A 23,892-nucleotide genomic window follows, 5' to 3' on the forward strand; every position below is an offset into this window, starting at 1 on the left:
CAGCGGCATCCGCACGGTGCAGTGTCTTCCGGGGGGCAGAGCCCGGATCCCCGGCCGGTTCATATGCTCACCTCCGTGGCACGCAGCCGCAGCCGCACCGTGAACTCCGCGCCACCGTCAGGGCCTTGGGCCACTTCCACCGTCCCCCGGCCACGATGCGCGGCCTGGCGCACCAGCGCCAGTCCCAGGCCGCGCCCGGGGCCTCTGGTCGACCACCCCCGCTGGAACACGGCGTCCACGTCGCCGGCGCGCACGCCCGGGCCGGTGTCGGCGACGCGCAGGACGAGCTCGTCCTCGTCGGTGCGGACGGTGACCGTGACCCGGGCACGGGCCGTCCCGGCGGCACGTTGCGCAGGCACGCCGCCCGTGCCCGACGCCGCCTCGACCGCGTTGTCGATCAGGTTGCCGAGGATCGTGACGAGATCGCGCTGGGGGAGCCACGGCGGGAGGACTCCGTCGTCGAGGCGGCTGTCGTCGGTGAGGACGAGTTCGACGCCGCTTTCGTTGGCCTGGGCGGCCTTGCCCAGCAGAAGGGCGGCGAGGACCGGTTCGGCGACCGCCGTGACGACGCGGTCCGTGAGGGCCTGGGCCAGCTCCAGCTCGGCCGTTGCGAACTGGACCGCTTCGTCCACGCGGCCCAGTTCGATGAGGGAGACGACGGTGTGGAGGCGGTTCGCCGCCTCGTGGGCCTGGGCGCGCAGGGCCTGGGTGAAGCCGCGTTCGGAGTCCAGCTCGCCCGTGAGGGACTGGAGCTCGGTGTGGTCCCGCAGGGTCACGACCGTACCCCGGCGTTCGCCGCCGACCACCGGCTGCGTGGAGACGACCAGCACCCGGTCCGCAGTCAGATGCAGCTCGTCGATGCGCGGCTCGCTTGCCAGCAGCGCGCCCGTGAGCCCGGGCGGCAGCCCCAGTTCGCCGACGCCCTTGCCCACGGCGTCCGCGTCCAGGCCGAGCAACTCCCGTGCACCGTCGTTGATCAGGGCGATCCGGCGCTGCCAGTCCAGCATCACCAGTCCCTCGCGCACCGCGTGCAACGCGGCCTGGTGGTAGTCGTGCATGGCGCTCAGCTCCGCCGCGTTCATCCCGTGCGTATGCCGCCGCAGGCGCGCGTTGCTCACGTACGTACCGACTCCGCCGAGCACCAGCGCCGCGCCGGCCATCCCGAGCAGCGCGGTCACCTGCTGCCGCACCTGCTCGCTGATTCTGTCGATGGTGATGCCCGCGCTCACGAGCGCGACGATCCGGCCGCCGTCCCGCACGGGCGCCACCGTCCGCACCGAAGGCCCCAGCGTCCCCGTGTACGTCTCCGAGTACGTGCGCCCGCTCAGCGCCTCGTCGATGTGGCCCAGATATGTGCGGCCGATCTCGTCCGGCTCCGGATGGGTCCACCGCGTCCCGTCCGGCGCCATGATCACCACGAAGGTGACCCCCGTGTCCTTCCGCACCCTCTCGGCATACGGCTGCAGCACCGCCGTCGGATCGGGGGTCCGCACCGCCGCCACCACCGACGGGGAGTCGGCCACCGCCGTCGCGGCCGCCGTCACCTGCCGCCGTGCGGTGTCCTCGGCCTGCGTGCGGTCGGTGACGTACGTGAAGAACGCGAACCCGGCCACGACAGCGGCGACCAGCACGACCTGCATCGCGAAGAGCTGGCCGGCGAGGCTGCGGAAGCGGGGAACGTGCATGCCGTAAGTCTGCCTGGCCGATTTCGTGTGAACGAAACGTACGTAACGGTGACCGGGGTCACAGGCTGATGAATAGTCGCCGCATCGAGGGCATCCGCCGGGACGTGGATGTTCGTCAGGCCGAGGAGGAATCCCCGTGGCAACCCCACCAGCAGCCGCAAAGCGGGACCGCACCCATTATCTGTATCTCGCCGTCATCGGTGCCGTCGCCCTCGGCATCGTGGTGGGCTTCGCCGCACCCGGTGTCGCCGTCGAGCTCAAACCGCTCGGCACCGGCTTCGTGAACCTGATCAAGATGATGATCTCCCCGATCATCTTCTGCACGATCGTGCTCGGTGTCGGCTCGGTCCGCAAGGCCGCCAAGGTCGGCGCGGTCGGCGGCCTCGCGCTCGGCTACTTCCTGGTCATGTCGACGGTGGCGCTCGCCATCGGCCTGCTTGTCGGCAACCTGCTGGACCCGGGCTCCAGTCTCCACCTCACCGAGGCCGTGAAGGCAGCGGGCGAGAAGCAGGCGGCGGGGGCGCACGAGAGCACCGTGGACTTCCTTCTCGGGGTCATCCCGACCACCCTGGTGTCGGCCTTCACCGAGGGCGAGGTGCTGCAGACCCTGCTCGTTGCGCTGCTGGCGGGCTTCGCGCTGCAGGCCATGGGCTCGAGCGGTGAGCCGATCCTGCGCGGCATCGGGCACATCCAGCGGCTCGTCTTCCGCATCCTCGCGATGATCATGTGGCTGGCTCCGGTGGGCGCCTTCGGTGCGATCGCGGCGGTGGTCGGAGAGACCGGGGTCGACGCGCTGAAGTCCCTCGCGGTCATCATGATCGGTTTCTATGTCACGTGTGCGCTGTTCGTCTTCCTGATCCTGGGCGCGCTGCTGCGTCTGGTCGCCGGGGTGAATCTGTTCGCGCTGCTGAAGTACCTGGGCCGCGAGTTCCTGCTCATCCTGTCCACCTCGTCCTCCGAGTCCGCGCTGCCGCGGCTCATCGCGAAGATGGAGCACTTGGGCGTCTCCAGGCCCGTCGTCGGCATCACCGTCCCGACGGGCTATTCCTTCAACCTGGACGGCACCGCGATCTATCTGACGATGGGCTCGCTCTTCGTGGCGGAGGCGATGGGCACCCCGCTCTCGGTCGGCGAGCAGATCTCGCTGCTCGTCTTCATGATCATCGCTTCGAAGGGTGCCGCAGGCGTCACCGGTGCGGGTCTGGCGACCCTGGCGGGCGGCCTGCAGTCGCACCGCCCCGAGCTCGTCGACGGCGTCGGCCTCATCGTCGGCATCGACCGCTTCATGAGTGAGGCCCGCGCCCTCACCAACTTCGCCGGCAACGCGGTCGCGACCGTCCTCGTCGGCACCTGGACCAAGGAGATCGACAAGGCGCGGGTCGCCGAGGTCCTCGCCGGACGGGTGCCGTTCGACGAGCAGACCCTCGTCGACGACCACGCCCCGGCCGGCGGCGCCGTGGACGTACCCGAGCCGCGGGAGGACCAGAAGGGCGAGCTGGCCGCCACGAAGGTCTGACCGCCCATCCCCACCCAGCGGGCCCCGGCACCGAGCCGGGGCCCGCACCCGTGCTCAGCCGGCCGGGAACGAGAACACGGCGCAGGTCGTCGTCCCGTGCGCGTACAGCTTCCCGTCCTCGATCCCCACGACCCGCGCCTCGGCCGTCGCCGTCGTACGCCCGACGTGCAGGGCCGTTCCTGTGACCCGCAGCGGCGCGGTGTCCGCGAAGACCGGCCGGACCAGATGCAGATTGAGCTGCGTCGTGGTGTACGTGGACCCCGCGGGCAGCCGGCTCATCACCGCCGAGCCGAGTGCGGCGTCCATCACCGCGGCGAGATAGCCGCCGTGCACACTGCCCATCGGGTTGTAGAGGTGCTCGCCGTGCTCGGTCTCGAAGACCGCGAGCCCGTCGCCGACCTCCACGAAGCGGAAGCCGAGCGTGCTCATGATCGGCGCGGCGGGGAAACGGCCGTCGATCGCGGCCCGGAGGATCTCGCGGCCCGTCATCCCCGGCACGTCGGCGGTCGCCCGCACCGGCGCGCCCCAGGTGTGCGTACGGGAGCGGGTGCCCGCGGGCTCCGGATGTCCGGCGGGATCGCGACGACCGGCAGGATCGGGATGCCCGGCGTGCTCCGGACGACCGACGTGCTGCGGATGGGTCTCTTCGCTGCTGATGTCCATGCTCATGCCGTGCATCCAACCCCGGGGCCGAGCGCGGGACGAGTGTCGTATCCGACGTGCCTCATACGGTTTCCGGCGTGAGGGCGAGCGCCGGGGGACCACGGGCGGGGGTTTCTGGATGGCCGCGGGACCACGGATGCCCAAAGGTGAGACCGTGGCCGCATCCGGCGGCGCACCGGAACAACGGGAGAGGCGCATGCCGAAGTACCTCGTCCAGGCCAGTTACACCGCAGAGGGAACCAAGGGCCTGCTCAAGGAAGGCGGCACGGGCCGCCGGCAGGCCGTGGAGCAGGCCATCAGTTCGTGCGGAGGCACCCTCGACTGGATGTACTTCGCCTTCGGCGACGACGATCTCTACTGCGTCATCGACATGCCCGACGACATCTGCATGGTCTCCACCGCCATGACCGTCCGTGCCACCGGAGCCGTGCAGTCCAGGGTCGTCCCGCTGATCAGCGTGGAGGACATCGACATCGCAGCCAGGAAGTCGGTCGAATTCCGCCCTCCGGGTGCGTGAGCCGGCCCCGAGTGCCGCGAGCGCGCGGCGAGGGCGTCGTGATCGACAGGCCCTCGCCGCGCGCCGTGCTGCGTACGCCGACGGCTCATCGGTTCACTGCTGGATCGGTGTGCCGTCCGTCCCGCAGATGTAGCCCGCGACGATGCAGTCGCGCACCCGGCGCTCCAGCTCCGCCTGGTCCCAGGCGTTGAAGAAGTCGCCGTGGAAGGTGTAGCCGGGCGCGTCGGTCACGTTCGTGCCGTTCCGGGTGCCCGCCAGGGTGAGACCGCCGCCGGTCACCGGCCAGGTGATCAGCAGTTCCAGGCGGGGCACGACCACGGGGTGACCGGCCGGGCAGGTCGGCCCGGTCGCGTAGGCCATGTGGTCGCGGTGGTTGGCGCTGTCCAGGTTCTTCCCGTCCCAGCAGGTGGGGAAGTCGAGATAGTTCTCGAGCTTGGTGCCGGGCGGGCAGTTCATGAAGTCGCGGCTGGACTCGGTCCGGCCGACGCAGGACCAGCGGGCGGCCGGATTCTGGTCCGGCGATGTGGCCAGGGCGTTGCCGACGACGTACCGCAGTCCGCGCGGGTGGGCGACGGCCCGGGTGTGGTCCGTGATGCCCTGGTAGTAGACGGTGACCCGCTCGGGGGCCACGGGGACTCCGTTCTGGTAGAGGGTGGGGGTCCAGTAGGAGGAGAGATCCGTCTGCGGGGTGCAGTTGGTGGTGCCCGCGCTCAGCGACTGGAGCGTCGACGAGGCGTTCGCCGTTCTGTTCCCGTAGAACTCATGGATGTGGGAGCGGCCCGCCTGGCCGGGGAAGACGATCGGGTCGTCGCCCCGGCGGTGGCTGGAGAAGCAGTCCGCGCGGAACTCGCTTCCGCGCAGCGGGGCCGCCGCCTGTGCGACGATCGCCGCCTGCTGGGCCTTGGTGTACGTGTACGAGTGTCCGGCGTGCGCCGCGCGGCCGGTGTGCCCGGAGCGGGTGTCCCGGTCCGTCGCACACCCCGCCGTGGCCAGGAACAGCACGGCGGCCGCGCCCGCCAGCACTCGGCGTAACAGAGGATTCACCGCCGACTCCTCATCAGCCGAAGGGGATTCCGACGACGGACTGGTTGCCGATGCCGAGCGTGCTGCCGCCGTTGCCGATGGCACTCCACACCTCGACCCGCACCTTGCCGCCCGTCAGGTTGCCGTGCGTACCCGTGGCCGACTGCAGGCCTCTCGCCTGTGTGTAGTGCTCGTATCCGGGCACGGGATCGGTGGCGAAGTAGTGGTACGTCTCCGTACGGTCCCAGGTCCCGTCGCCCGTACGGTCGTAACTCACCTTCACCTGCTGTCCGTTGGCGACCGATGTCCCCGCGTCCACGAACAGGTCGAACTGGGTCGAGCCGCCGTCGTACGTCCGCGTGACGGGGCCGGACGTGAACACCTGCGGGTTGTGCGGAGTGCCGTCGTGGTTCGCGCCGCCCGCGGACGTGAGGGTGACCGTGGAGGACGACGCGGCCGCGTCGCCGGCGCCGCCGCCCGTGCGCAGATAGACCTGCGAGGAGCCCGACGGCGGCGGGTCGGTCGGCGGCGGGGTCGTGCCACCACCGCCCCGCGTCCAGACGGCGACGTAGTCGACGAGCATCGGGCGGCCGGGGACCGTCGCGGCGGTCGGGGTCTTTCCGGCCAGCGCGTCCGGGAAGGCGCCGCCGATCGCGACGTTGAGGAGGATGAAGTAGCCGGCGTGCTCGGTCATGCCGGCCCAGGTGCCGGCGTCGAACCGGCTCTGGTTCACGCTGTGGAAGAGCTGGTCGTCCACGTACCAGCGCAGCTCGTTGGGGGAGACGGACCGGTCCCACTCGAAGCGGTACGTGTGGAAGGCCGACTGGCAGCTCGCGCCCGGGCAGGTGCGGCTGGCGCCGATGCCCGTCGTCTCGTTGCAGGGGCCGCCCGGGTTCACTCCGCAGTGCAGGACGCCCCACACGGAGTTGATGCCGTTGACGTTCTCCATGATGTCGAACTCGCCGATGCCCGGCCAGTTCCAGTAGTTGCCCCGGTAGGGCGCGCCGAGTGCCCAGAAGGCCGGCCAGTAGCCCAGCGCGGCGTCACCGGTCACGTTCGGCATCTGGATCCGGCCCTCGATGCGCAGCGTGCCGCCGGCCGGGGCCTTGAAGTCGGCGCGGCGGGTCTCGATCCGGGCGGAGGTCCAATTGCCCGCGCCGTCCCGCAGCGGGGTGATGCGCAGATTGCCGCCGCCGTCGAGGCTGAGGTTGTCGGGGCTGGAGGTGTAGTTCTGGATCTCGCCGGTGCCCCAGTTGGCGGGGCCGCCGGGATAGGCGTGGCCGGTGTCGATCTGCCAGTCGGCGGAGGACGGCAGGGCCCGGTCGGGCCCGGTGAAGTCGTCGCTCCACTGCAGATTCCAGCCGGGCGCGGGTGGTACGGCCCCGCGCGCCGTTCCCGCCCCGCTGACGGCGAGGAGACCGGCGAGTGCGACAGCCATGGCGAGGAGTGCGCTGAACAGGGGGGTGCGTCTGATGCGGCTCGTGCTCAAGGAACACCTCCGGAGTGGATGGTGCCGAGGGGGGCTTGAGAGCGCTCTCAAAGGTTTTGTAGATGGAGCCAGGGCAGCCGTCAATGGCTTGGCTCCCTTAACTTCCCGAACACGGACGGCAGTTGGCAGCAGCGGCCGGTGGGGCCGCTGCTGCCACAGAGACCACTCGTGTGCACACGCCGGCCCGCCCGCGCAGCGTGCGGCGTGGCCGCCGGCTCACGCCGCCGCGAGCAGCCGCACCTCCTCCTCGGTCAGTACGAGACCGGCGGCCGCCGCCGAATCCCTGGCCGACCGTGGCCTGCTCGCCCCGGGGATCGGGATCACCGCGGGCGACCTCGCCAGCAGCCAGGCGAGTGCCACCTGCTGAGGACTCACTTCCCGCTCCCGGGCCACCCGGTGGAAGCCCGCGAACTCCGGGTCCACGCCCTGCGCCGACGCTCCGTCCAGCGAGCTGCGCGAGATTCCGCCCAGCGGGCTCCACGGCATGAAGGCCAGCCCCAGCTCCTCGCAGAGCCGCAGCTCCGCCTCGCTGTCGCGCACCGCGGGCGAGTAGCGGTTCTGCACCGACACGAGCCGGTCGCCGAGGATCTCCCTGGCCTGCCGGATCTGCGCCGCGTCGACGTTGGAGATCCCGGCCAGCCGGATCGTGCCGGCGTTCAGCAACTCCCCGATCGCACCGAGCGACTCGGCGTACGGAACGGCCGGGTCCGGCTTGTGGAGCTGATAGAGCCCGATCGTCTCGACACCCAGCCGCCGGGCGGAGGCTTCGGCGGCCCGCTTGAGATGGCGCGGGTCGCCGTGGACCGACCAGTCGCCGTCGGCGGTGCGCCCGCGCCCTCCCTTGGTCGCGACGAGCACGTCGCCGGTGTCCCCGCCGTACGCGGCGAGGGCCCGGGCGATCAGCAGCTCACCGGCGCCCGGCCGCTCGCCGGGCGGGTGGTAGGAGTCGGCCGTGTCGATCAGCGTCGTGCCCGCGTCGAGCGCCGCATGGATGGTGGCCACCGCCCGCGCCTCGTCGGGGTGACCCTCGATCGAGAGCGGCATCGCACCGAGCCCGATCGCGCCGACCTCGACACCACCGGCCGCGGCGCTGCCGATCCGACGCCTGGCCGCCCTCACCGCACCTCCCCGGTCCCGGCTGTGCGCGCGCCCACGGTCTCGGTGACGGCCTGCGCGAGCCACTGTGTGCTCCGGCCGAAGCGGAAACCGAGCCGCTCGGCACGGGAGTTGTCCATGCCGTACGAGCGGGCGAAGGAGAACGGCGAAACCTCGCCGGACTCCACCGCACGGAACTCCGCAGCTGCGCCGCCGCCGACGGCGTCGGCCACCGCCGCACAGATGTCCGCCGTCGTGAGCCGCCCGTGCGCCGCCGCGTTCACCGGACCCGTGAACTCCGCACCCGCCGCCCACTCCAGGAACGCGGCGATCTCCTCGACGTACACATAGGTCGCGGAGTGGTTCACGACGGGCACGGCGATCGGCTCGCCCTTGCGGATGTGCTCGGCGTAGTGGTCCAGCCGGCCGGTGAAGTCGTCGTCGCCGCCGAGGACATGGGCGACGCGCACGGCCACGTAAGGGAAGGCGGGATCGCACGCGAACACCGCCTCCGCCTGCCGCTTCCCCTCGCCGTAGTGCGCGTCGCGGAACTCCGCGTCGTCCCAGGGCAGTGCGAGGTCCACCGCCACCTTGCGGGGGTCGACGGCCTCCTCGCCGACCGGCTCCGCCGAGTCCTCGTGTTCGTAGACCTCGACGGTCGACGTCATCACATAGCGGCCGGTGCGGCCGGCGAAGACCCGCCGGGCGACCGCCGCCTGGCGCGGGGTGTAGCAGACCTGGTCGACGACCACGTCGAAGGTGCGCGAGCCGAGAGCCGCCGCCAGGGCCGCCTCGTCGTCGCGGTCCGCGACGAGATGAACGGATCCGGCAGGCGGAGCGGAGGAGCCGCGATTGACGACGGTGACGTGCGCTCCCGAATTCAGCAGCCGCATGATCAGCCGCTTCCCGAAATAGCGATTGCCGCCGATGACACACACGTCCCGCATTCCGACCCCCTCGAATTTCCGGCGTTTCCCGCCGGGACCACCAGTGTTACGTTGACGGGCCGCGTCCTGAAGGGGGAGACTTGGGAGTTCCGGCCGCCGCACCGAAAGAACCACGGCATCTGCGCGCCACCGCCGACGAAACGTCGGCAGCCGCATTCGACCAGGTGGACCGCCGGATTCTCGAACTCGTCCAGACCGACGGCCGCATCAAACTGAGCGAGCTCGGCCGGCGGGTGCAACTGAGCCCGGCCGCCGTCACCGAGCGGCTGCGCCGGCTGGAGGCGTGCGGCGCGATCACGGGCTACGGCGCCCAGGTGGCTCCGGCCAGGCTCGGCTACGGCATCCAGGCCTACATCCGCGTGAACCCGCACGGCGGCTACACGCTGAAGCACCCGAGGACGCTGGAGCTGCTCGGCCGGCCGGAGGTGATCGAGGCGCACCACGTCGTCGGCGAGGACTGCTGGATCCTGAAGGTCGCCGTGACGGACACGGAGCATCTGGAGGACGTCCTGGAGCAGACGTCCTCGCTCGGCCGGACGACGACGTCGATCGTGCTGTCCTCACCCGGGGGGCGGAAGCCGTTGCTGCCCCTGCCACCGTCGACGGGTCGTTGACCTCGATGTTCACCTGTAGGTGAGTACCTGACTTTTTTGTCGGTACTTGTGGGGTTGTGCGCGGCGCACAAGCATGATCCGTATGCCTACCGAGAACACCGCGACCACCGCATCCGCCGCCCCCGTCACCGTCATCGGCCTCGGCGCGATGGGCCAGGCCCTCGCCGGAGCCCTCCTCGACGCCGGCCACCCCACCACCGTCTGGAACCGCACCCCCGGCAAGGGCGACGACCTCGTCGCCCGCGGCGCGGTCCGCGCGGCCACCGCCGAAGAGGCGGTCCGCGCCGGCGAGCTGACCGTCGTCTGCGTCGTCGACTACGACGCCGCGCACGCGATCCTCGAGCCCCTGGCGGACGCGCTCCAGGGCCGCGTCCTGGTCAACCTGACCTCGGACACCCCCGAGCGCTGCCGCGAGACCGCGGCCTGGGCGGCCGAGCGCTCCATCGCCTATCTGGACGGCGCGGTCATGGTCCCCACGCCCGTGATCGGCACCCCCGACGCGCTGCTCTTCCACTCCGGCTCCCAGCAGGCTTTCGAGCGCCACGAGTCCACGCTCAAGGCTCTCGGCGGCAACACCGTCTTCGTCGGCACCGACCCCGGTCTGGCCGCGCTGTACGACCTCTCCCTGCTGGACTTCTTCTACGGAAGCATCTCGGGCCTGGTCCACGCGTACGCGCTGGCCAAGGCCGACGGGGTCAAGGCAGCCGACATCACCCCGTTCCTCGGCGCCATCGTCCACATCCTCCCGCCCATCGCGGAGTCCTTCGCGGCCAACATCGACGCGGACAGCTACCCGGGCGTCCAGGCCAACCTCGGCATGATGGCCGCGGGCGTCGAGCACATCCTCCACGCGGCGCGCCACCGCGGACTCGACGTCTCCCACCTGGAGTCCATCAAGGCGGTCGCGGACCGGACGATCGCCAAGGGGCACGCGGCGGACGACTGGGCGAGCACGTACAGGACCGTCGCCGAAGGGGCGTGACGACGCCTCGCGTTGACGGCACGCGCTGGTGGTGAAGGACGGGCCCCGGCGTCGGGTTCGCGCGGACCGGCGGCGGCATGTGGGGCCCGTCCGGCCCCGGCTCACAGCGGACCGGTGCCGGCGCCTTCCTCACCGGACGCCGGCACGTCGACAACCGCCGTCTCACCGACTTCCTCGACCCCGAGAGCGGCTGGGAGGAGTTCCCCGGCCACACCCACGCCTCGCGTCACTCCGCCGGCGGCGCCAACTTCGACGAGATCGAGTTCCCGACCCCGGGTCCCAGGGGCCTGACCCTGCGGCTCCACGACACCGCGCGCGAGGAGTGGTCGCTGTCCTGGTCCAGCAGCCGGACCGGCGTGCTGTTCCCGCCGGTCACCGGCCGGTTCGAGGCGGACGGCCGCGGTGTGTTCCACGGGGACGACACCTGTGCGGGCAGGCCGGTGCGGGGGCACTTCGTCCGGTCGGGCATCACGGACACGACGGCCCGCTGGGAGCAGGCGTTCTCCGTTGACGGAGGTACGGCCTGGACCACCAACTGGATCACGGCGCTCACCCGCCGCTGACCTGATGAAGCGGACCCGTCCTCCGTCCGCACGCGGCCGACCGAAGTGCCCGAGGGCCGGCGGCTTTCCTTGACGTCGGCGTCAAGGCTTACGGTCGTACGCATGCGAATCGGCGAGCTGGCGGAGCGGGCCGGGACGACGACCCGCACTCTGCGCTACTACGAGTCCCGTGGGCTTCTGCCCGCGCGGCGTGCGGTGAACGGCTACCGCACGTACGACGAGGGCGATGTGCGGCTGCTCCAGCAGATCCGGACCCTGCAGGACTTCGGCTTCGAACTGGAGGAGACCCGACCCTTCGTGGAGTGCCTGCGCGCCGGCCACCCGGCCGGCGACGCCTGTCCCGCATCCCTCGCCGTGTACCGGCGCAAGCTCGCCGAGCTCGACGAGCTGATCGGCCGGCTCCAGGCCGTCCGGGACCAGGTCGGTGCGCAGCTCGTCAGGGCCGAGGCGGAACTGCCGGGCGGCCCGGACCCACAGTGCGAACTCGGAGGTTGAGGCGGATGATTCAGGCAGAAGGCGTCGCCGCAGTGACGGACGCGGACTTCGACGCGGAGGTGCTGGGGGCGGATCGCCCGGTCCTGGTGGAGTTCACCGCCGACTGGTGCGGCCCGTGCCGCCAGCTCGCGCCCGTGCTGAGCGCGGTCGCCGCCGAGGAGGCCGGCAGGCTGAAGGTCGTCCAGCTCGACGCCGACACGAACCCCGAGGTCACCATGCGGTACGGGGTGCTGTCGATGCCGACGCTGATCGTGTTCCGCGACGGCGAGCCGGTGAAGTCGATGGTGGGGGCACGGCCGAAGCGGAAGCTCCTGCAGGAGCTGGAGGACGTGCTCTAGCCGGCCGCCACATCGGGCCGCAGCTCGCGGGTGACCCGGCGCCGGTGGACGTTGATCGCGGTGATCTCGACGTCGACCTCGTCGTCGGGCCCCGGCTCCCGGCCGCCCGGTTCGCTGCTGCGTACGAGACCTTCCATACCGTCGGGTACGCGCACGAACACCCCGAAGGTACTGCCCTGGTCACCTCGCCTCGCACCACACTTCCGAGCCGCGTGCGCGCGAACTCCCGTCCGGGAACCGTTCACGGGCGAGACGTACGCCCCGACGCCGGGGCGGCGGCGGGGGTACACCGGACGACCTGGAGCCGGCGGCCGGGGCGGGGCACATACGGGCCGCGCTGCTCCAGGTGGCGCAGGGGGGAGCACGTCGAGGCCCCCGATGCGGACGAGGCCCTGGCCGCCGCGGCGCTCGCCGCGGCCGGGCTGCCGGGTGGGCAGCCGGTCGATCCCGTCCATGGACCGGAGGAGCCCGTTCCGGTGCTGCCCGGGGATCTCCCGGCGCTGGGTGTGCGGGCGATCGACCGGATCCTCGCGCCGGAGTCGGAGCTCGCCGAACTCCTTGGGCGATGCGGACGACGCGGGCGCTGCCGAGGAGCGGCGGAGCATCCCCGTACGGCTGCGTGCCGTGCCCGACGCGGCTGCGCAGGCCGCGCCCAGGCGCCCCGGCGAACACAAGAAACCCCGGTCCGAATTGACGGCCGGGGTATTTCCTCGCGTATATTTAATAGTTCCGTGTTCGAGCGTAGAAGATCGCACGGAAAAGCTCAATAAAAGTACTCTATCGCGCCTGGAGCTGAATTGTCAACCGAGGAATTGCAGAAGGAGCAGCAATTCGTCTCCCTCGTCCATGACCGCCTCGACCAGCTCAGAGCGGAGGCCGAGACCGCGGTCCAGGGCGCGGTCGAGCGGACCGGGAACGGGCGCCAGGCGCGCGTGGAGCGCGATGTCGCCGTCATCGAGCACTCGGCGACGCTCGCCGCGCTGAACGCCGCCGACACCGGACTGGTCTTCGGGCGCATCGACCGGCGCGACGGAGTGACGTACCACATCGGCCGCACGGGAATCAGGCGCGACGACGCCGAGCGGACGCCGCTCCTCATCGACTGGCGGGCACGGGTCGCGCGGCCGTTCTATCTCGCGACCGGGTACGAGCCGATGGGGCTGCGCAGGCGCCGGCACATCACCACCCAGGGGCGCACGGTCACGGCCCTGCACGACGAGATCATGGATCTCAACGACACCACCCGCACCGGGTACGAGTCGCACGACGCCGACGAAGTGCTGCTCGCCGCCCTCAACAGCGCCCGCACCGGCCGCATGGCGGACATCGTCTCCACGATCCAGGCCGAGCAGGACCACATCATCCGCTCCCCGCAGCAAGGCGTCCTCGTCGTCGAGGGCGGGCCGGGGACCGGGAAGACCGCCGTCGCGCTGCACCGGGCCGCGTATCTGCTGTACGCGCACCGGGAGCAGCTGGCCAAGCGGGCCGTGCTGATCGTGGGGCCGAACCCCGCCTTCCTGGGGTACATCGGCGAGGTGCTGCCCTCGCTCGGCGAGACGGGCGTGCTGCTGGCGACGGTCGGCGAGCTGTTCCCCGGCGTCCACGCCACCGGCACCGACACCCCGGCGGCCGCCGCGGTCAAGGGGCGGGCCGGGATGGCGGGCGTACTCGCCGAAGCCGTACGGGACCGGCAGGAGGTGCCCGAGAAGGGCGAACCGATCGTCATCCCGCACGACGACGGGGAGCTGATCCTCGACTGGGACCTCGCGGTCGAGGCGCGCCACAAGGCCCGCGAAACCGGGCTGCCCCACAACCTCGCGCGCCCGTACTTCGCCTTCCACGTCATCGACGACCTCACCACCCAGCTCGCCGACCGCATCGGCGAGGACCCCTACGGCGGCCCGAACTTCCTCGGTCCCGACGACATCGCCCAGCTCGGCAAGGGCGTCGCCGCCAGCGCCGACGTGCACGCCGCGATCGCGTCGCTGTGGCCCCATCTCACCCCGCAGGAATTCCTCGCGGACTACCTGGCCGAGCCGGCGCATCTGTCCGAGGACGAGGCGGAGTTGATCCGCCGCGTGGGCGGACCGTGGACCGCGGCCGACGTGCCGCTCCTCGACGAGGCCGCCGAACTCCTCGGCGAGGACGACTCGGCCGCCCGGGCCGCCGCCGAGGCCGAGCGGTCCCGGCGGATCGCGTATGCGCAGGGCGTCCTCGACGTCTCGTACGCCTCCCGCACCTACGAGTTCGAGGACAAGGAGGACGACGACTCGGAGGTCCTCGCCGCGCACGACATCATCGACGCCGAGCGGTTCGCCGACCGGCACGAGGAGGCCGACCACCGCAGCGCCGCCGAGCGCGCCGCCGCCGACCGGACCTGGGCCTTCGGGCACATCATCGTCGACGAGGCGCAGGAGCTGTCGGCGATGGCCTGGCGGCTGCTGATGCGGCGCGTCCCGACCCGGTCGATGACCCTGGTCGGCGACCCGGCGCAGACGGGTGACGCGGCCGGCAGCCGCTCCTGGCAGGAGATCCTCGAACCGCACGTCGGCGATCGCTGGAAGCACGCCAGACTCGGCGTCAACTACCGTACGCCCGCCGAGTTCATGGACCTCGCGGCCGCCGCCCGCCGCGCGACGTACCCCGGCTTCCGGCCTCCGCGCTCGGTGCGTTCGACGGGCGTCGGGCCCTGGACCGAGCGGACGAGCGAGGGCGAGCTCGCCGGTACGGTCCTGGCCGCGGTTGCCCGTGAGACCCCGCGGGAAGGCCGACTGGCCGTGATCGCCCCGCGCGAACTCCACGGCGCGCTCGCTGCGCTGGGCGGCGGACCCGTCGATCTGACCCGGCCCGTCGTCCTGCTCGATCCCCGCCAGGCCAAGGGCCTCGAGTTCGACTCGGTGATCGTCGTCGAGCCCGCCCGGTTCGGGGACAGCGACCTGTACGTGGCGCTGACCCGGGCCACCCAGCGCCTGGGCCTCGTCCACACGGGCGAGCTGCCCGCGGCGCTCGACCCGACGGGCTGAGCCACCCCGGGGCCGGGCCGGGTGGCCCGGCCCGGCCCCGGGTGAACCCCGCCGTCAGGCCGGTTTCAGCCACACCGTCGCCAGCGGCGGCAACGTGAGCTGGACGCTCGTACGGTGGCCGTGGGCGGCGACGGACTCCGGCTTCAGCGGGTCCGGGTTGAGGACGTCGCTGCCGCCGTACCGTGCCGCGTCCGTGTTCAGCACCTCCGTCCAGGCGGGCACCTCGGACGGTACGCCCAGCCGGTACTCGTGCCGCACCACCGGAGAGAAGTGGGACACCGCCAGCAGCGGTGCCCCCTGCGCGTCGAAGCGCAGGAAGGCGAAGACGTTGTCCTCGGCGGCCCCGCCGTCGACCCAGGCGAAGCCCTCGGGGACGGTGTCGCGCTGCCACAGCGCGGGCGTCACCGCGTACACGCCGTTCAGCTCGCGCACCAGGTCCCGCACACCCCGGTGGTCCGGCTCGGCCTCGTACGACGGGTCCAGCAGCCACCAGTCGGGGCCGTGGCCCTCGGACCACTCGGCGCCCTGGGCGAACTCCTGCCCCATGAACAGGAGCTGCTTGCCCGGGTGCGCCCACATGAAGCCGAGGTACGCCCGGTGGTTGGCGCGCTGCTGCCACCAGTCGCCGGGCATCTTCGACACCAGTGCCCGCTTGCCGTGCACGACCTCGTCGTGCGAGATCGGCAGGACGTAGTTCTCGCTGTACGCGTACACCATCGAGAAGGTCATCTCGTTGTGGTGGAACTTGCGGTGCACCGGCTCGTGCTCGACGTAGCCGAGCGAGTCGTGCATCCAGCCCATGTTCCACTTCAGGCCGAAGCCGAGACCACCGAAGCCGCCGGGGCCGACATGGTGGGTGGCCCGGGTGACGCCGTCCCAGGCCGTGGACTCCTCGGCGATCGTCACGACCCCCGGGCAGCGCCGGTAGACGGTCGCGTTCATCTCCTGCAGGAAGGCGACGGCGTCCAGGTTCTCACGGCCGCCGTGCTCGTTCGGACTCCATTCGCCGTGCTCACGCGAGTAGTCGAGATAGAGCATGGAGGCGACGGCGTCCACCCGCAGCCCGTCGATGTGGAACTCCTCGCACCAGTAGACCGCGTTGGCGACGAGGAAGTTGCGGACCTCCTTGCGGCCGTAGTCGAATTCGAGGGTGCCCCAGTCGGGGTGCGCGGCCCTGGCCGGGTCGGAGTGCTCGTACAACGGGCGCCCGTCGAACTCCGCCAGCGCCCAGTCGTCGCGCGGGAAGTGCGCCGGGACCCAGTCCATGATCACCCCGATGCCGGCCCGGTGCAGGGCGTCGATCAGGTGGCGGAAGTCGTCGGGGGTGCCCATGCGGGCCGTCGGTGCGTAGAAGCCGGTGACCTGATAGCCCCACGAGCCGCCGAAGGGATGCTCGGCGACCGGCATCAGCTCCACGTGTGTGAAGCCCAGGTCCTTGACGTAGGCGGGGAGTTGGGCGGCCAGCTGGCGGTATGTCAGACCCGGTCGCCACGACGGCAGATGCACCTCGTACACGGAGAACGGGTCCTCGTGCACCGCACGGTCGCCGCGGTGCGCCATCCACTCGCCGTCGTGCCACACATGGTGGGACTCGGCGACGACGGAGGCGTTCGCGGGCGGCACCTCGGTGCGGCGGGCCATCGGGTCGGCGCGGACCGTGTGCGAGCCGTCGGGGCGGGTGATGTCGAACTTGTACAGTGCCCCCTCGCCGACCCCGGGCACGAACAGCTCCCACACCCCGGACGAGCCGAGCGAGCGCAGCGGGTGGGCGGTGCCGTCCCAGTAGTTGAAGTCCCCGATGACCCTGACCCCGCGGGCGTTCGGCGCCCAGACCGTGAAGCGGGTGCCGGTCACACCCTGGTGGATCATCGGGTGGGCGCCGAGGGCCTGCCACAGCTCCTCGTGCCGGCCCTCGCCGATCAGGTGCAGATCGAGTTCGCCGAGTGAGGGCAGGAAGCGGTACGGATCCGCGAACTCGATCGTCGCGTCCTCGTAGGCGACCTGGAGCGAGTACTCCGGCTCCTTGCGCAGCGGCAGCACGGCCGAGAAGAACCCGTCGCCGTCGTCGTGCAGGTCGGCGCGCAGTCCCTTGGCCAGCACCGTCACCGACTCCGCATGGGGGCGCAGTACCCGGAACACGACCCCGCCGCGCATCGAGTGGGCGCCGAGCAGCGCGTGCGGATCGTGGTGCGAGCCGCCGAGCAGCCGCTCGCGGTCGGTGTCGTCCAGCGGCCGTGCGGGGCGTACGCCATGGGTGGCCCCGGGCGCCTTCCGGGCCGCTGCGGGTACGTGGGGTTCCCGGGTGGCCCTGGCGCGGGGCGAGGGGCGGTCGTCGGGCGGCTGTGCGGACGGGGTGCGGGGGGTCACGGGGGCGGCCTCCTTGGCGGGTGGGTTCGCGGGTCGGTGCTCTGGGGCTCGCCCCAGTTCGGGAAGGGGCGGGGTGGGTGTCAGCCGGTCGGGCCTGCGAGGCGCTGGATCGCGGACATGGGCACCGGGAGCCAGTCCGGGCGGTGCCGGGCCTCGTAGACGACCTCGTACACCGCCTTGTCCGTCTCGTAGGCGCGCAGCAGCTCCGGCACGGCCCGTGGGTCGCTGCCCGAGGCCTCGGCGTACCCCTCGCAGTAGGCCGCTCGGCAGCGCGCGGCCCAGGCCGGGTTCCAGGGGCGGTGCGAGCGGGCGGCGTAGTCGAAGGAGCGGAGTATCCCGGCGATGTCACGGACGGGCGGCTGCATCCGGCGGCGCTCGACGAGCGGGCGTGCGGGCTCGCCCTCGAAGTCGATGACCGACCAGTCCCCGCCCGGGGTGCGCAGGGTCTGGCCGAGGTGCAGATCGCCGTGGATGCGCTGGGCGTGTCCGCCGCCGTCGAGGCCCGCCTCGGCGATCGCGTCGAAGGCGGTGCGCAGTCCGCGTACGTACGGCAGCAGCGCGGGCACGGCCCGGACCGCGGCGTCGAGCCGTTCGTTCATGGCGGTCGCCAGATGCTCGGTCTGTGCCCGGCTGAGCGTCATCGTCGGCAGCGCCGCGGCCAGTGCGGTGTGCACCTCCGCCGTCGCCTGCCCGAGGGCGCGCGCGTCCGCGGTGAAGTCGCGGTCCGCGGCGAGTGCCTTCAGCGCCAGCTGCCAGCCGTCCTGTGTGCCGCGCAGATACGGCTGCAGGACGCCCAGTGTCGCGGGCTCGGGTGTGGCCGACTCGTACCAGGCGACGGGCGCGGGCACCCGGTCGCAGCCCGCCCTGGCGAGGGCGAGCGGCAGCTCCAGATCGGGATTGGTGCCCGGATACACCCGACGGAAGATCTTGAGGATGTACGCATCGCCGAACACCAGCGAGGAGTTGGACTGCTCGGCGTCCAGGATGCGGGCCTGCAGCCCGCCCCGCACGGGCTCGGTCCGGTCGAAGCGGAGGGTGCCGAACCTGCCTGGCGTGCGCAGCCGCTCCAGGAGCAGGGCGGCGAGCCGGGGGTCGTGCAGACCTTCGTAGACGGTCCGGCCGGCCAGCGGGCCGTCGGTGACGCGGCCGATCAGCGCGGTGGCGAGGTGGGGCGGCAGTGTGGTCCGCACGCCGAGGAGAAGCTGGTAGCAGTCGGCCGGCCGGCCGTCGTCCCGTTTGCCTCCTCCGCCCTTCCCGCCCGCCGGCCCCGGCTGCTGGACGCGGACCAGCAGGTGCAGCAGACCGGGCCCCGTCGAGTCGACCGGAAGCAGCTCGGCCGCCGAGACCAGGGAGAAACCGGCGACCGGGCGTCCCTTGCCCGCGAACCAGCGCTGCCGGGGCAGCCATTGGTGCAGCAGCGGTGTGAGCGAGGGAAGCAGTGCCACCGGGGTCCGGGTGGATGCAGCCTCCGACATGGCATCGCGTCCTTTCCCCGGGCACACCACAGGATGCGAAGAGTGTCCCGGATTATGGCAAATATAGCTGTCCGGGCAGTGCGTGGGGGTCCCCCTGCCGCAGGCAGGGGGAGTGTCGGGTGAGGATGGTCCGTACGGCCTCGGGCCATCCTCGACCCGAGCCTTGGTACGAGTCCCGACATGAGCCTCGATATGACGGTGAGCGTGCCCCGTGCGGGGCGGTCACAACCGCCCCGCACACGACATGGCATGTGCCGGATCACGCCCGCTTCGGCGTGGGGCCCTTCGCGGAGTTCTTCGCCGAGTTGCCCGCGGAGGCCTTTGCGGGGGCTTTCGCGGAGCTCATGGCGGAGCTCACCGTGGCGCCCTTCCGCACGGCGCCGTTCACCACGGCCTCGGGGGACACAGCCTCCTTGCGCAGCCGGAACCAGTAGAAGCCGTGCCCCGCCAGCGTCAGCAGATACGGCCACTCACCGATCGCCGGGAAGCGCACCCCGCCGATCAGCTCCACCGGATGACGGCCGTTGAAGCTCTGCAGATCCAGCTCCGTCGGCTGCGCGAACCGCGAGAAGTTGTTGACGCACAGGACCAGGTCGTCCTTGTACTCCCGCAGGAACGCCAGCACCGCCGGGTTCGACGACGGCAGTTCGGTGAACGAGCCGAGTCCGAACGCGCGGTTCTGCTTGCGGATCTCGATCATCCGCCGGGTCCAGTGCAGCAGCGACGACGGCGACGCCATCGACGCCTCGACATTGGCGACCTGGTAGCCGTAGACCGGGTCCATGATGGTCGGCAGATAGAGTCGGCCCGGATCGCAGGACGAGAAGCCGGCGTTGCGGTCCGGGGTCCACTGCATCGGGGTCCGTACGGCGTCCCGGTCGCCCAGCCAGATGTTGTCGCCCATGCCGATCTCGTCGCCGTAGTACAGGATCGGCGAGCCCGGCAGTGACAGCAGCAGAGCCGTGAACAGCTCGATCTGGTTCCGGTCGTTGTCGAGTAGCGGTGCGAGCCGGCGCCGGATGCCGATGTTGGCGCGCATCCGCGGATCCTTGGCGTACTCCGCGTACATGTAGTCGCGCTCTTCGTCGGTGACCATTTCGAGCGTCAGCTCGTCATGGTTGCGCAGGAAGATGCCCCATTGGCAGTTCTGGGGGATCTCCGGGGTCTTGGCGAGGATTTCGGAGACCGGGTAGCGGGACTCCCTCCGAACCGCCATGAAGATCCTGGGCATCACCGGGAAGTGGAACGCCATGTGGCACTCGTCGCCGCCCGCCGGGAAGTCGCCGAAGTAGTCGACGACGTCCTCGGGCCACTGGTTGGCCTCGGCCAGCAGCACCGTGTCCGGGTAGTGGGTGTCGATCTCCTTGCGGACGCGCTTGAGGAACTCGTGTGTCGCCGGGAGGTTTTCGCAGTTGGTTCCCTCCTCCTGGTAGAGGTAGGGCACGGCGTCCAGCCGGAAGCCGTCGATGCCGAGGTCCAGCCAGAAGCGAAGGGCGGAGACGATCTCCTCCTGCACCGCCGGGTTCTCGTAGTTGAGGTCCGGCTGGTGAGAGAAGAAGCGGTGCCAGTAGTACTGCTTGCGGACCGGGTCGAAGGTCCAGTTGGAGGTCTCCGTGTCGACGAAGATGATCCGCGCGTCCTGGAACTGCTTGTCGTCGTCGGCCCAGACGTAGTAGTCGCCGTACGGCCCGTTCGGATCCTTGCGGGACTCCTGGAACCACGGGTGCTGGTCGCTGGTGTGGTTCATGACGAAGTCGATGACGACCCGCATGCCGCGCTGATGGGCGGCGTCGACGAACTCCACGAAGTCGGCGAGGTCGCCGAAGTCGGGGAGCACGGACGTGTAGTCGGACACGTCGTAACCGCCGTCGCGGAGCGGGGACTTGAAGAACGGCGGAAGCCACAGGCAGTCGACGCCCAGCCACTGCAGATAGTCCAGCTTGGCGGTGATGCCCTTCAGGTCACCGATGCCGTCGCCGTTGCTGTCCTGGAACGACCGTACGAGCACTTCGTAGAACACGGCGCGTTTGAACCAGTCGGGATCCCGGTCCTTGGCGGGGGTGTCCTCGAAGAGGTCGTGGACGGGCTCGTTGACGATCATGATGTGGGTGACCCTCCGATCGGCGGGGACGGTCGCAGGACGACGATGTGCGCAGGCGTGACGCCCGGCTCGAGGCGCACATACACGGCCCTGCCCCAGTGATAGGTCTCGCCGGTGAGCTCGTCGCGCACCGGTACGGTCTCGTGCCGGTCCAGGCCGAGCACCGGCATGTCCAACGAGACCGTGGCCTCCTGGGTGTGGTGGGGGTCGAGGTTGACGACCATCAGGACGACATCCGGTCCCGAGCGCTTGCTGTACGCGATCACCGCGTCGTTGTCGACGTGGTGGAAATGGAGATTCCGCAGCTGCTGGAGCGCCGGGTGGCGGCGCCTGATCCGGTTGAGCGCCGTGATCAGCGGGGCGATGCTGCGCCCCGTGCGTTCCGCCGACTCCCAGTCACGGGGACGCAGTTGGTACTTCTCCGAGTCCAGGTACTCCTCACTGCCCTGCTTCAGCGGGGTGTTCTCGCACAGCTCGTACCCCGCGTACACGCCCCAGGCGGGGGAGAGGGTCGCGGCCAGCACCGCCCGGGCCTCGAACGCCGGGCGGCCCCCCTCCTGGAGATAGGCGTGCAGGATGTCGGGCGTGTTCACGAAGAGATTGGGGCGCATGTACGCGGCGGCGTCGCCGGACAGCTCCGTCAGATACTCCGTCAGCTCGTGTCTGGTGTTGCGCCAGGTGAAGTACGTGTACGACTGCTGGAAGCCGATCGCGCCGAGCGTGTGCATCATCGCGGGGCGCGTGAACGCCTCGGCCAGGAAGATCACATCCGGGTCGGTGCGGTTGATCTCCCCGATCACCGTCTCCCAGAAGACGACCGGCTTGGTGTGCGGATTGTCGACACGGAAGATCCGCACACCGTGGTCCATCCAGTGGCGCAGCACCCGCAGGGTCTCCGTGACCAGCCCTCGCATGTCCGTGTCGAAGGCGATCGGATAGATGTCCTGGTACTTCTTCGGCGGGTTCTCGGCGTAGGCAATGGTGCCGTCGGCGCGGTGGTGGAACCACTCGGGGTGCTTCTCCACCCATGGGTGGTCCGGGGAGCACTGCAGCGCGAAGTCGAGTGCGACCTCCATCCGCAGGTCCCGCGCGCAGTGCACGAACGCGTCGAAGTCGTCGAGGGTGCCGAGGTCCGGGTGGACCGCGTCGTGGCCGCCCTCGGGCGAGCCGATCGCCCAGGGCACGCCGACGTCGTGCGGGCTCGCCTCGAGCGTGTTGTTGGGGCCCTTGCGGAAGGTGCGGCCGATGGGGTGGATCGGTGGCAGATACACCACGTCGAAGCCCATCGCGGCGATAGCGGGCAGCCGCTGCGCCGCGGTCCTGAAGGTGCCGGAGACGGGTTTTCCGCCCTCGACCGTGGCGCCCTCGGAGCGCGGGAAGAACTCGTACCAGGAGCCGAACAGCGCACGGGTGCGCTCGACCTGGAGCGGCAACGGCGGCGAGGCGGTGACCAGTTCGCGCAGCGGATGGCGGTCGAGCGCGGCGACCGTCTCCGGGGCGAGCGCGGAGGCCAGCCGGTCGGCGGGCGTCCGCGTCCCGTCGCGGAGCGCGTCCGCCGCGGCGAGCACCGCTTCGCGGCCGTCGTTCTTCGGTACGCCGGCGGCTGCGCGCTCATGGAGCTCGGCCCCCTCGGCGAGGACCAGCGCGGTGTCGATCCCGGCCGGGACCTTGATCCCGGCGTGGTGGCGCCAGGTGGCCACCGGATCGCTCCACGCCTCGACGCTGTAGGTCCAGTGGCCCTCGGAGTCGGGGGTCACATCGGCGCCCCAGCGGTCCGTGCCGGGCGCGAGCTCGCGCATCGGCGTCCAGGGGCCGGGCCTGCCGCTCGGGTCGCGCAGGACGACGTTGGCGGCCACCGCGTCATGGCCTTCTCGGAAGACGGTGGCGGAGATCGGAAGGGTTTCGCCGGCCACGGCTTTCGCGGGCCTTCTGCCGCAGTCGACGAGCGGGCGTAGGTCCAGGACGGGAATGCGGCCAATGTGCGGGTTCACGGCATCACCTGAGGGCTGTGCGGGCGTGGCGGGTTGAGCGGGCGGATCCGCTGCGCGGGGTGTGGGTGTTCTTTGTAACTGCTCCGTCGACGACTGGCGGGCTGCGGGCATGGCCGCTCCTGTCCGCGTTCACTCGAATAGCTGCGTGTGGATGCGTGCGCGCCGGTGGGTACCGGGGGAGCCTTCCCACGCAGTGCCGGGGGGCAATCCGGTGCTCGGTTAACTACTAGGAGGTAGCGGGGCGGACGGCCACCCGCGCGCCCCCCCTCTCGCGGTGCGGGCCCCCGAACCCGCACGGCCCGCCCCGGAGTCGTTCCCCCGGGTGCGGGCCGGTGGGTGGTGACGGGACCTGGTGTCCTCAGTCCGTGGACGGCGCGTTCGTCCCGGCGTCCGCCCAGATCTGCCGGGGTTGGCGCGACCCCCACTCGTCGACCGGCGCAGGCTTGAGCGGAAGCGTGTGCGCCGTCGTCCGCCATCAGCCGCGGACTCGCGCCGCTCGCCAGGGGAAGGGCGGGGACTGTGCCGATTCGCGGCTCCGCCGAAGGGGCCCGCCGCAGGCGCCCGGGCCCCGTGGGACACGACCGGCCGGACCACCGCTGTCCGTCGGCACTTGTCTTCTTCGCGCAGGTGCTCCGCCCCAACTTCGAGGAGATGTCCGTCGGCGGCCGCGACCACCTCGGCCCGGCCGCCGCCCAGGTGCCGCTCTGGCTGGTCGATCTGACGCTGTGGCAGAGCGAGCGGAGCGACCCGCGGTACGACGCGTTCCTCGCCGATTCCGTCCCGTACAGCCTTCCGCCGTGGCGCGCCTTCCACGCCGCGCACGCGGCGACCGGTGCCTTCGACGCGGAGTCGGTGAACCTGGGCTCGCCGTACGACGTGACGCGCGTACCCGGGGCGCACACCCCCAGCCCCCGGTACCGGCCCGTGGGCCCGAGTGTCCGTTCTCGAACGCCGGACGGCCTGAATTCAGCCCCTCCGGCGTCTCAGGAGCGCGGGTTCGGGGCGGAG

The 23,892-nt window shown here is 71.2% G+C and carries 19 protein-coding genes and 2 pseudogenes; 10 read left to right on the top strand and 11 right to left on the bottom strand.

Going from position 1 to position 23,892, the window contains the following annotated elements; translation table 11 throughout:
- Positions 1–59: 59 nt before the first annotated feature.
- Entirely contained in the window at positions 60–1,685 is a 1,626-nt protein-coding gene (locus tag ABT078_RS03115; protein ID WP_351223211.1) for a sensor histidine kinase, read from the bottom strand.
- 136 nt (positions 1,686–1,821) lie between these two features.
- Here ABT078_RS03115 and ABT078_RS03120 point away from each other — a divergent pair, with 136 nt between their 5' ends.
- Positions 1,822–3,201, top strand: a complete 1,380-nt coding sequence (locus ABT078_RS03120) for a cation:dicarboxylate symporter family transporter (protein WP_351223213.1) — start codon at positions 1,822–1,824, stop codon at positions 3,199–3,201.
- Positions 3,202–3,255: 54 nt separating this feature from the next.
- Here the strand turns inward: ABT078_RS03120 and ABT078_RS03125 are convergent, their stop codons facing one another.
- Positions 3,256–3,870: a PaaI family thioesterase gene (locus ABT078_RS03125; protein ID WP_351223215.1), complete on the bottom strand. Its 615-nt coding sequence runs from the start codon at positions 3,868–3,870 to the stop codon at positions 3,256–3,258.
- Positions 3,871–4,060: 190 nt separating this feature from the next.
- Here ABT078_RS03125 and ABT078_RS03130 point away from each other — a divergent pair, with 190 nt between their 5' ends.
- Positions 4,061–4,381, top strand: a complete 321-nt coding sequence (locus ABT078_RS03130) for a GYD domain-containing protein (RefSeq protein ID WP_351223217.1) — start codon at positions 4,061–4,063, stop codon at positions 4,379–4,381.
- Positions 4,382–4,474: 93 nt separating this feature from the next.
- Here the strand turns inward: ABT078_RS03130 and ABT078_RS03135 are convergent, their stop codons facing one another.
- The 4 genes from ABT078_RS03135 to ABT078_RS03150 all read right to left on the bottom strand — a co-directional run bounded on the left by ABT078_RS03135 (position 4,475) and on the right by ABT078_RS03150 (position 8,935).
- Positions 4,475–5,425 carry a DUF1996 domain-containing protein gene (locus ABT078_RS03135; protein ID WP_351223219.1) on the bottom strand — a complete coding sequence of 317 codons (951 nt, stop codon included), beginning with the start codon at positions 5,423–5,425 and terminating at the stop codon, positions 4,475–4,477.
- Positions 5,426–5,438: 13 nt separating this feature from the next.
- The gene (locus ABT078_RS03140) at positions 5,439–6,842 is read right to left on the bottom strand and encodes a glycoside hydrolase family 16 protein (RefSeq protein WP_351223725.1); all 1,404 of its coding nucleotides are present in this window, start codon (positions 6,840–6,842) and stop codon (positions 5,439–5,441) included.
- A 267-nt stretch (positions 6,843–7,109) separates the two neighbouring features.
- Entirely contained in the window at positions 7,110–8,012 is a 903-nt protein-coding gene (locus ABT078_RS03145; protein WP_351223221.1) for an aldo/keto reductase, read from the bottom strand.
- On the bottom strand, positions 8,009–8,935 hold the full coding sequence (locus tag ABT078_RS03150; protein ID WP_351223223.1) for an NAD-dependent epimerase/dehydratase family protein: 927 nt from the start codon (positions 8,933–8,935) through the stop codon (positions 8,009–8,011). Before ABT078_RS03150 ends, ABT078_RS03145 begins: the two co-directional genes overlap by 4 nt.
- Before the next feature lie 80 nt (positions 8,936–9,015).
- Between ABT078_RS03150 and ABT078_RS03155 the strand changes: the two genes are divergently transcribed.
- The 5 genes from ABT078_RS03155 (at position 9,016) to trxA (ending at position 11,927) form a co-directional block, all read left to right on the top strand.
- Complete coding sequence (locus ABT078_RS03155) at positions 9,016–9,549, top strand: Lrp/AsnC family transcriptional regulator (RefSeq protein ID WP_351223225.1); 534 nt, start codon at positions 9,016–9,018, stop codon at positions 9,547–9,549.
- 73 nt (positions 9,550–9,622) lie between these two features.
- On the top strand, positions 9,623–10,531 hold the full coding sequence (locus ABT078_RS03160) for an NAD(P)-dependent oxidoreductase (protein ID WP_502981148.1): 909 nt from the start codon (positions 9,623–9,625) through the stop codon (positions 10,529–10,531).
- Positions 10,532–10,608: 77 nt separating this feature from the next.
- A complete protein-coding gene (locus tag ABT078_RS03165; protein WP_351223229.1) occupies positions 10,609–11,094 on the top strand; it encodes a hypothetical protein in 486 nt (161 codons plus the stop codon).
- A 102-nt stretch (positions 11,095–11,196) separates the two neighbouring features.
- Positions 11,197–11,589, top strand: a complete 393-nt coding sequence (locus ABT078_RS03170) for a MerR family transcriptional regulator (protein ID WP_351223231.1) — start codon at positions 11,197–11,199, stop codon at positions 11,587–11,589.
- 5 nt (positions 11,590–11,594) lie between these two features.
- Entirely contained in the window at positions 11,595–11,927 is a 333-nt protein-coding gene (trxA, locus tag ABT078_RS03175; protein ID WP_351223233.1) for a thioredoxin, read from the top strand.
- Here the strand turns inward: trxA and ABT078_RS03180 are convergent.
- Entirely contained in the window at positions 11,924–12,082 is a 159-nt protein-coding gene (locus tag ABT078_RS03180) for a hypothetical protein (RefSeq protein ID WP_351223235.1), read from the bottom strand. The genes trxA and ABT078_RS03180 overlap by 4 nt on opposite strands.
- A 57-nt stretch (positions 12,083–12,139) precedes the next feature.
- Between ABT078_RS03180 and ABT078_RS03185 the strand changes: the two genes are divergently transcribed.
- Both ABT078_RS03185 and ABT078_RS03190 read left to right on the top strand, forming a co-directional pair.
- Positions 12,140–12,697, top strand: a complete 558-nt coding sequence (locus ABT078_RS03185; RefSeq protein WP_351223237.1) for a DUF4259 domain-containing protein — start codon at positions 12,140–12,142, stop codon at positions 12,695–12,697.
- A gap of 27 nt (positions 12,698–12,724) precedes the next feature.
- Positions 12,725–14,950, top strand: coding sequence for a HelD family protein (locus ABT078_RS03190; RefSeq protein ID WP_351223239.1), 2,226 nt, complete (start codon positions 12,725–12,727; stop codon positions 14,948–14,950).
- Positions 14,951–15,004: 54 nt separating this feature from the next.
- Here the strand turns inward: ABT078_RS03190 and glgB are convergent, their stop codons facing one another.
- The 4 genes and pseudogenes from glgB to ABT078_RS03210 form a co-directional block, all read right to left on the bottom strand.
- Entirely contained in the window at positions 15,005–17,179 is a 2,175-nt protein-coding gene (gene glgB, locus ABT078_RS03195) for a 1,4-alpha-glucan branching enzyme (protein ID WP_351223727.1), read from the bottom strand.
- 218 nt (positions 17,180–17,397) lie between these two features.
- Positions 17,398–18,792, bottom strand: a complete 1,395-nt coding sequence (locus ABT078_RS03200) for a maltokinase N-terminal cap-like domain-containing protein (protein WP_351223241.1) — start codon at positions 18,790–18,792, stop codon at positions 17,398–17,400.
- A gap of 406 nt (positions 18,793–19,198) precedes the next feature.
- Positions 19,199–20,893, bottom strand: a pseudogene (treS, locus tag ABT078_RS03205) (maltose alpha-D-glucosyltransferase); the annotation flags it as partial.
- Positions 20,890–22,995, bottom strand: a complete 2,106-nt coding sequence (locus ABT078_RS03210) for an alpha-1,4-glucan--maltose-1-phosphate maltosyltransferase (protein ID WP_351223243.1) — start codon at positions 22,993–22,995, stop codon at positions 20,890–20,892. The pseudogene treS and the gene ABT078_RS03210, both read right to left, overlap by 4 nt.
- Positions 22,996–23,511: 516 nt before the next feature.
- Between ABT078_RS03210 and ABT078_RS03215 the strand changes: the two are divergent.
- Positions 23,512–23,688: pseudogene (locus tag ABT078_RS03215) on the top strand (monodechloroaminopyrrolnitrin synthase PrnB family protein); the annotation flags it as partial.
- Positions 23,689–23,892 lie beyond the last annotated feature (204 nt).

The sequence above is a fragment of the Streptomyces sp. NPDC002133 genome (genome assembly GCF_040296405.1).
Taxonomy (GTDB): domain Bacteria; phylum Actinomycetota; class Actinomycetes; order Streptomycetales; family Streptomycetaceae; genus Streptomyces.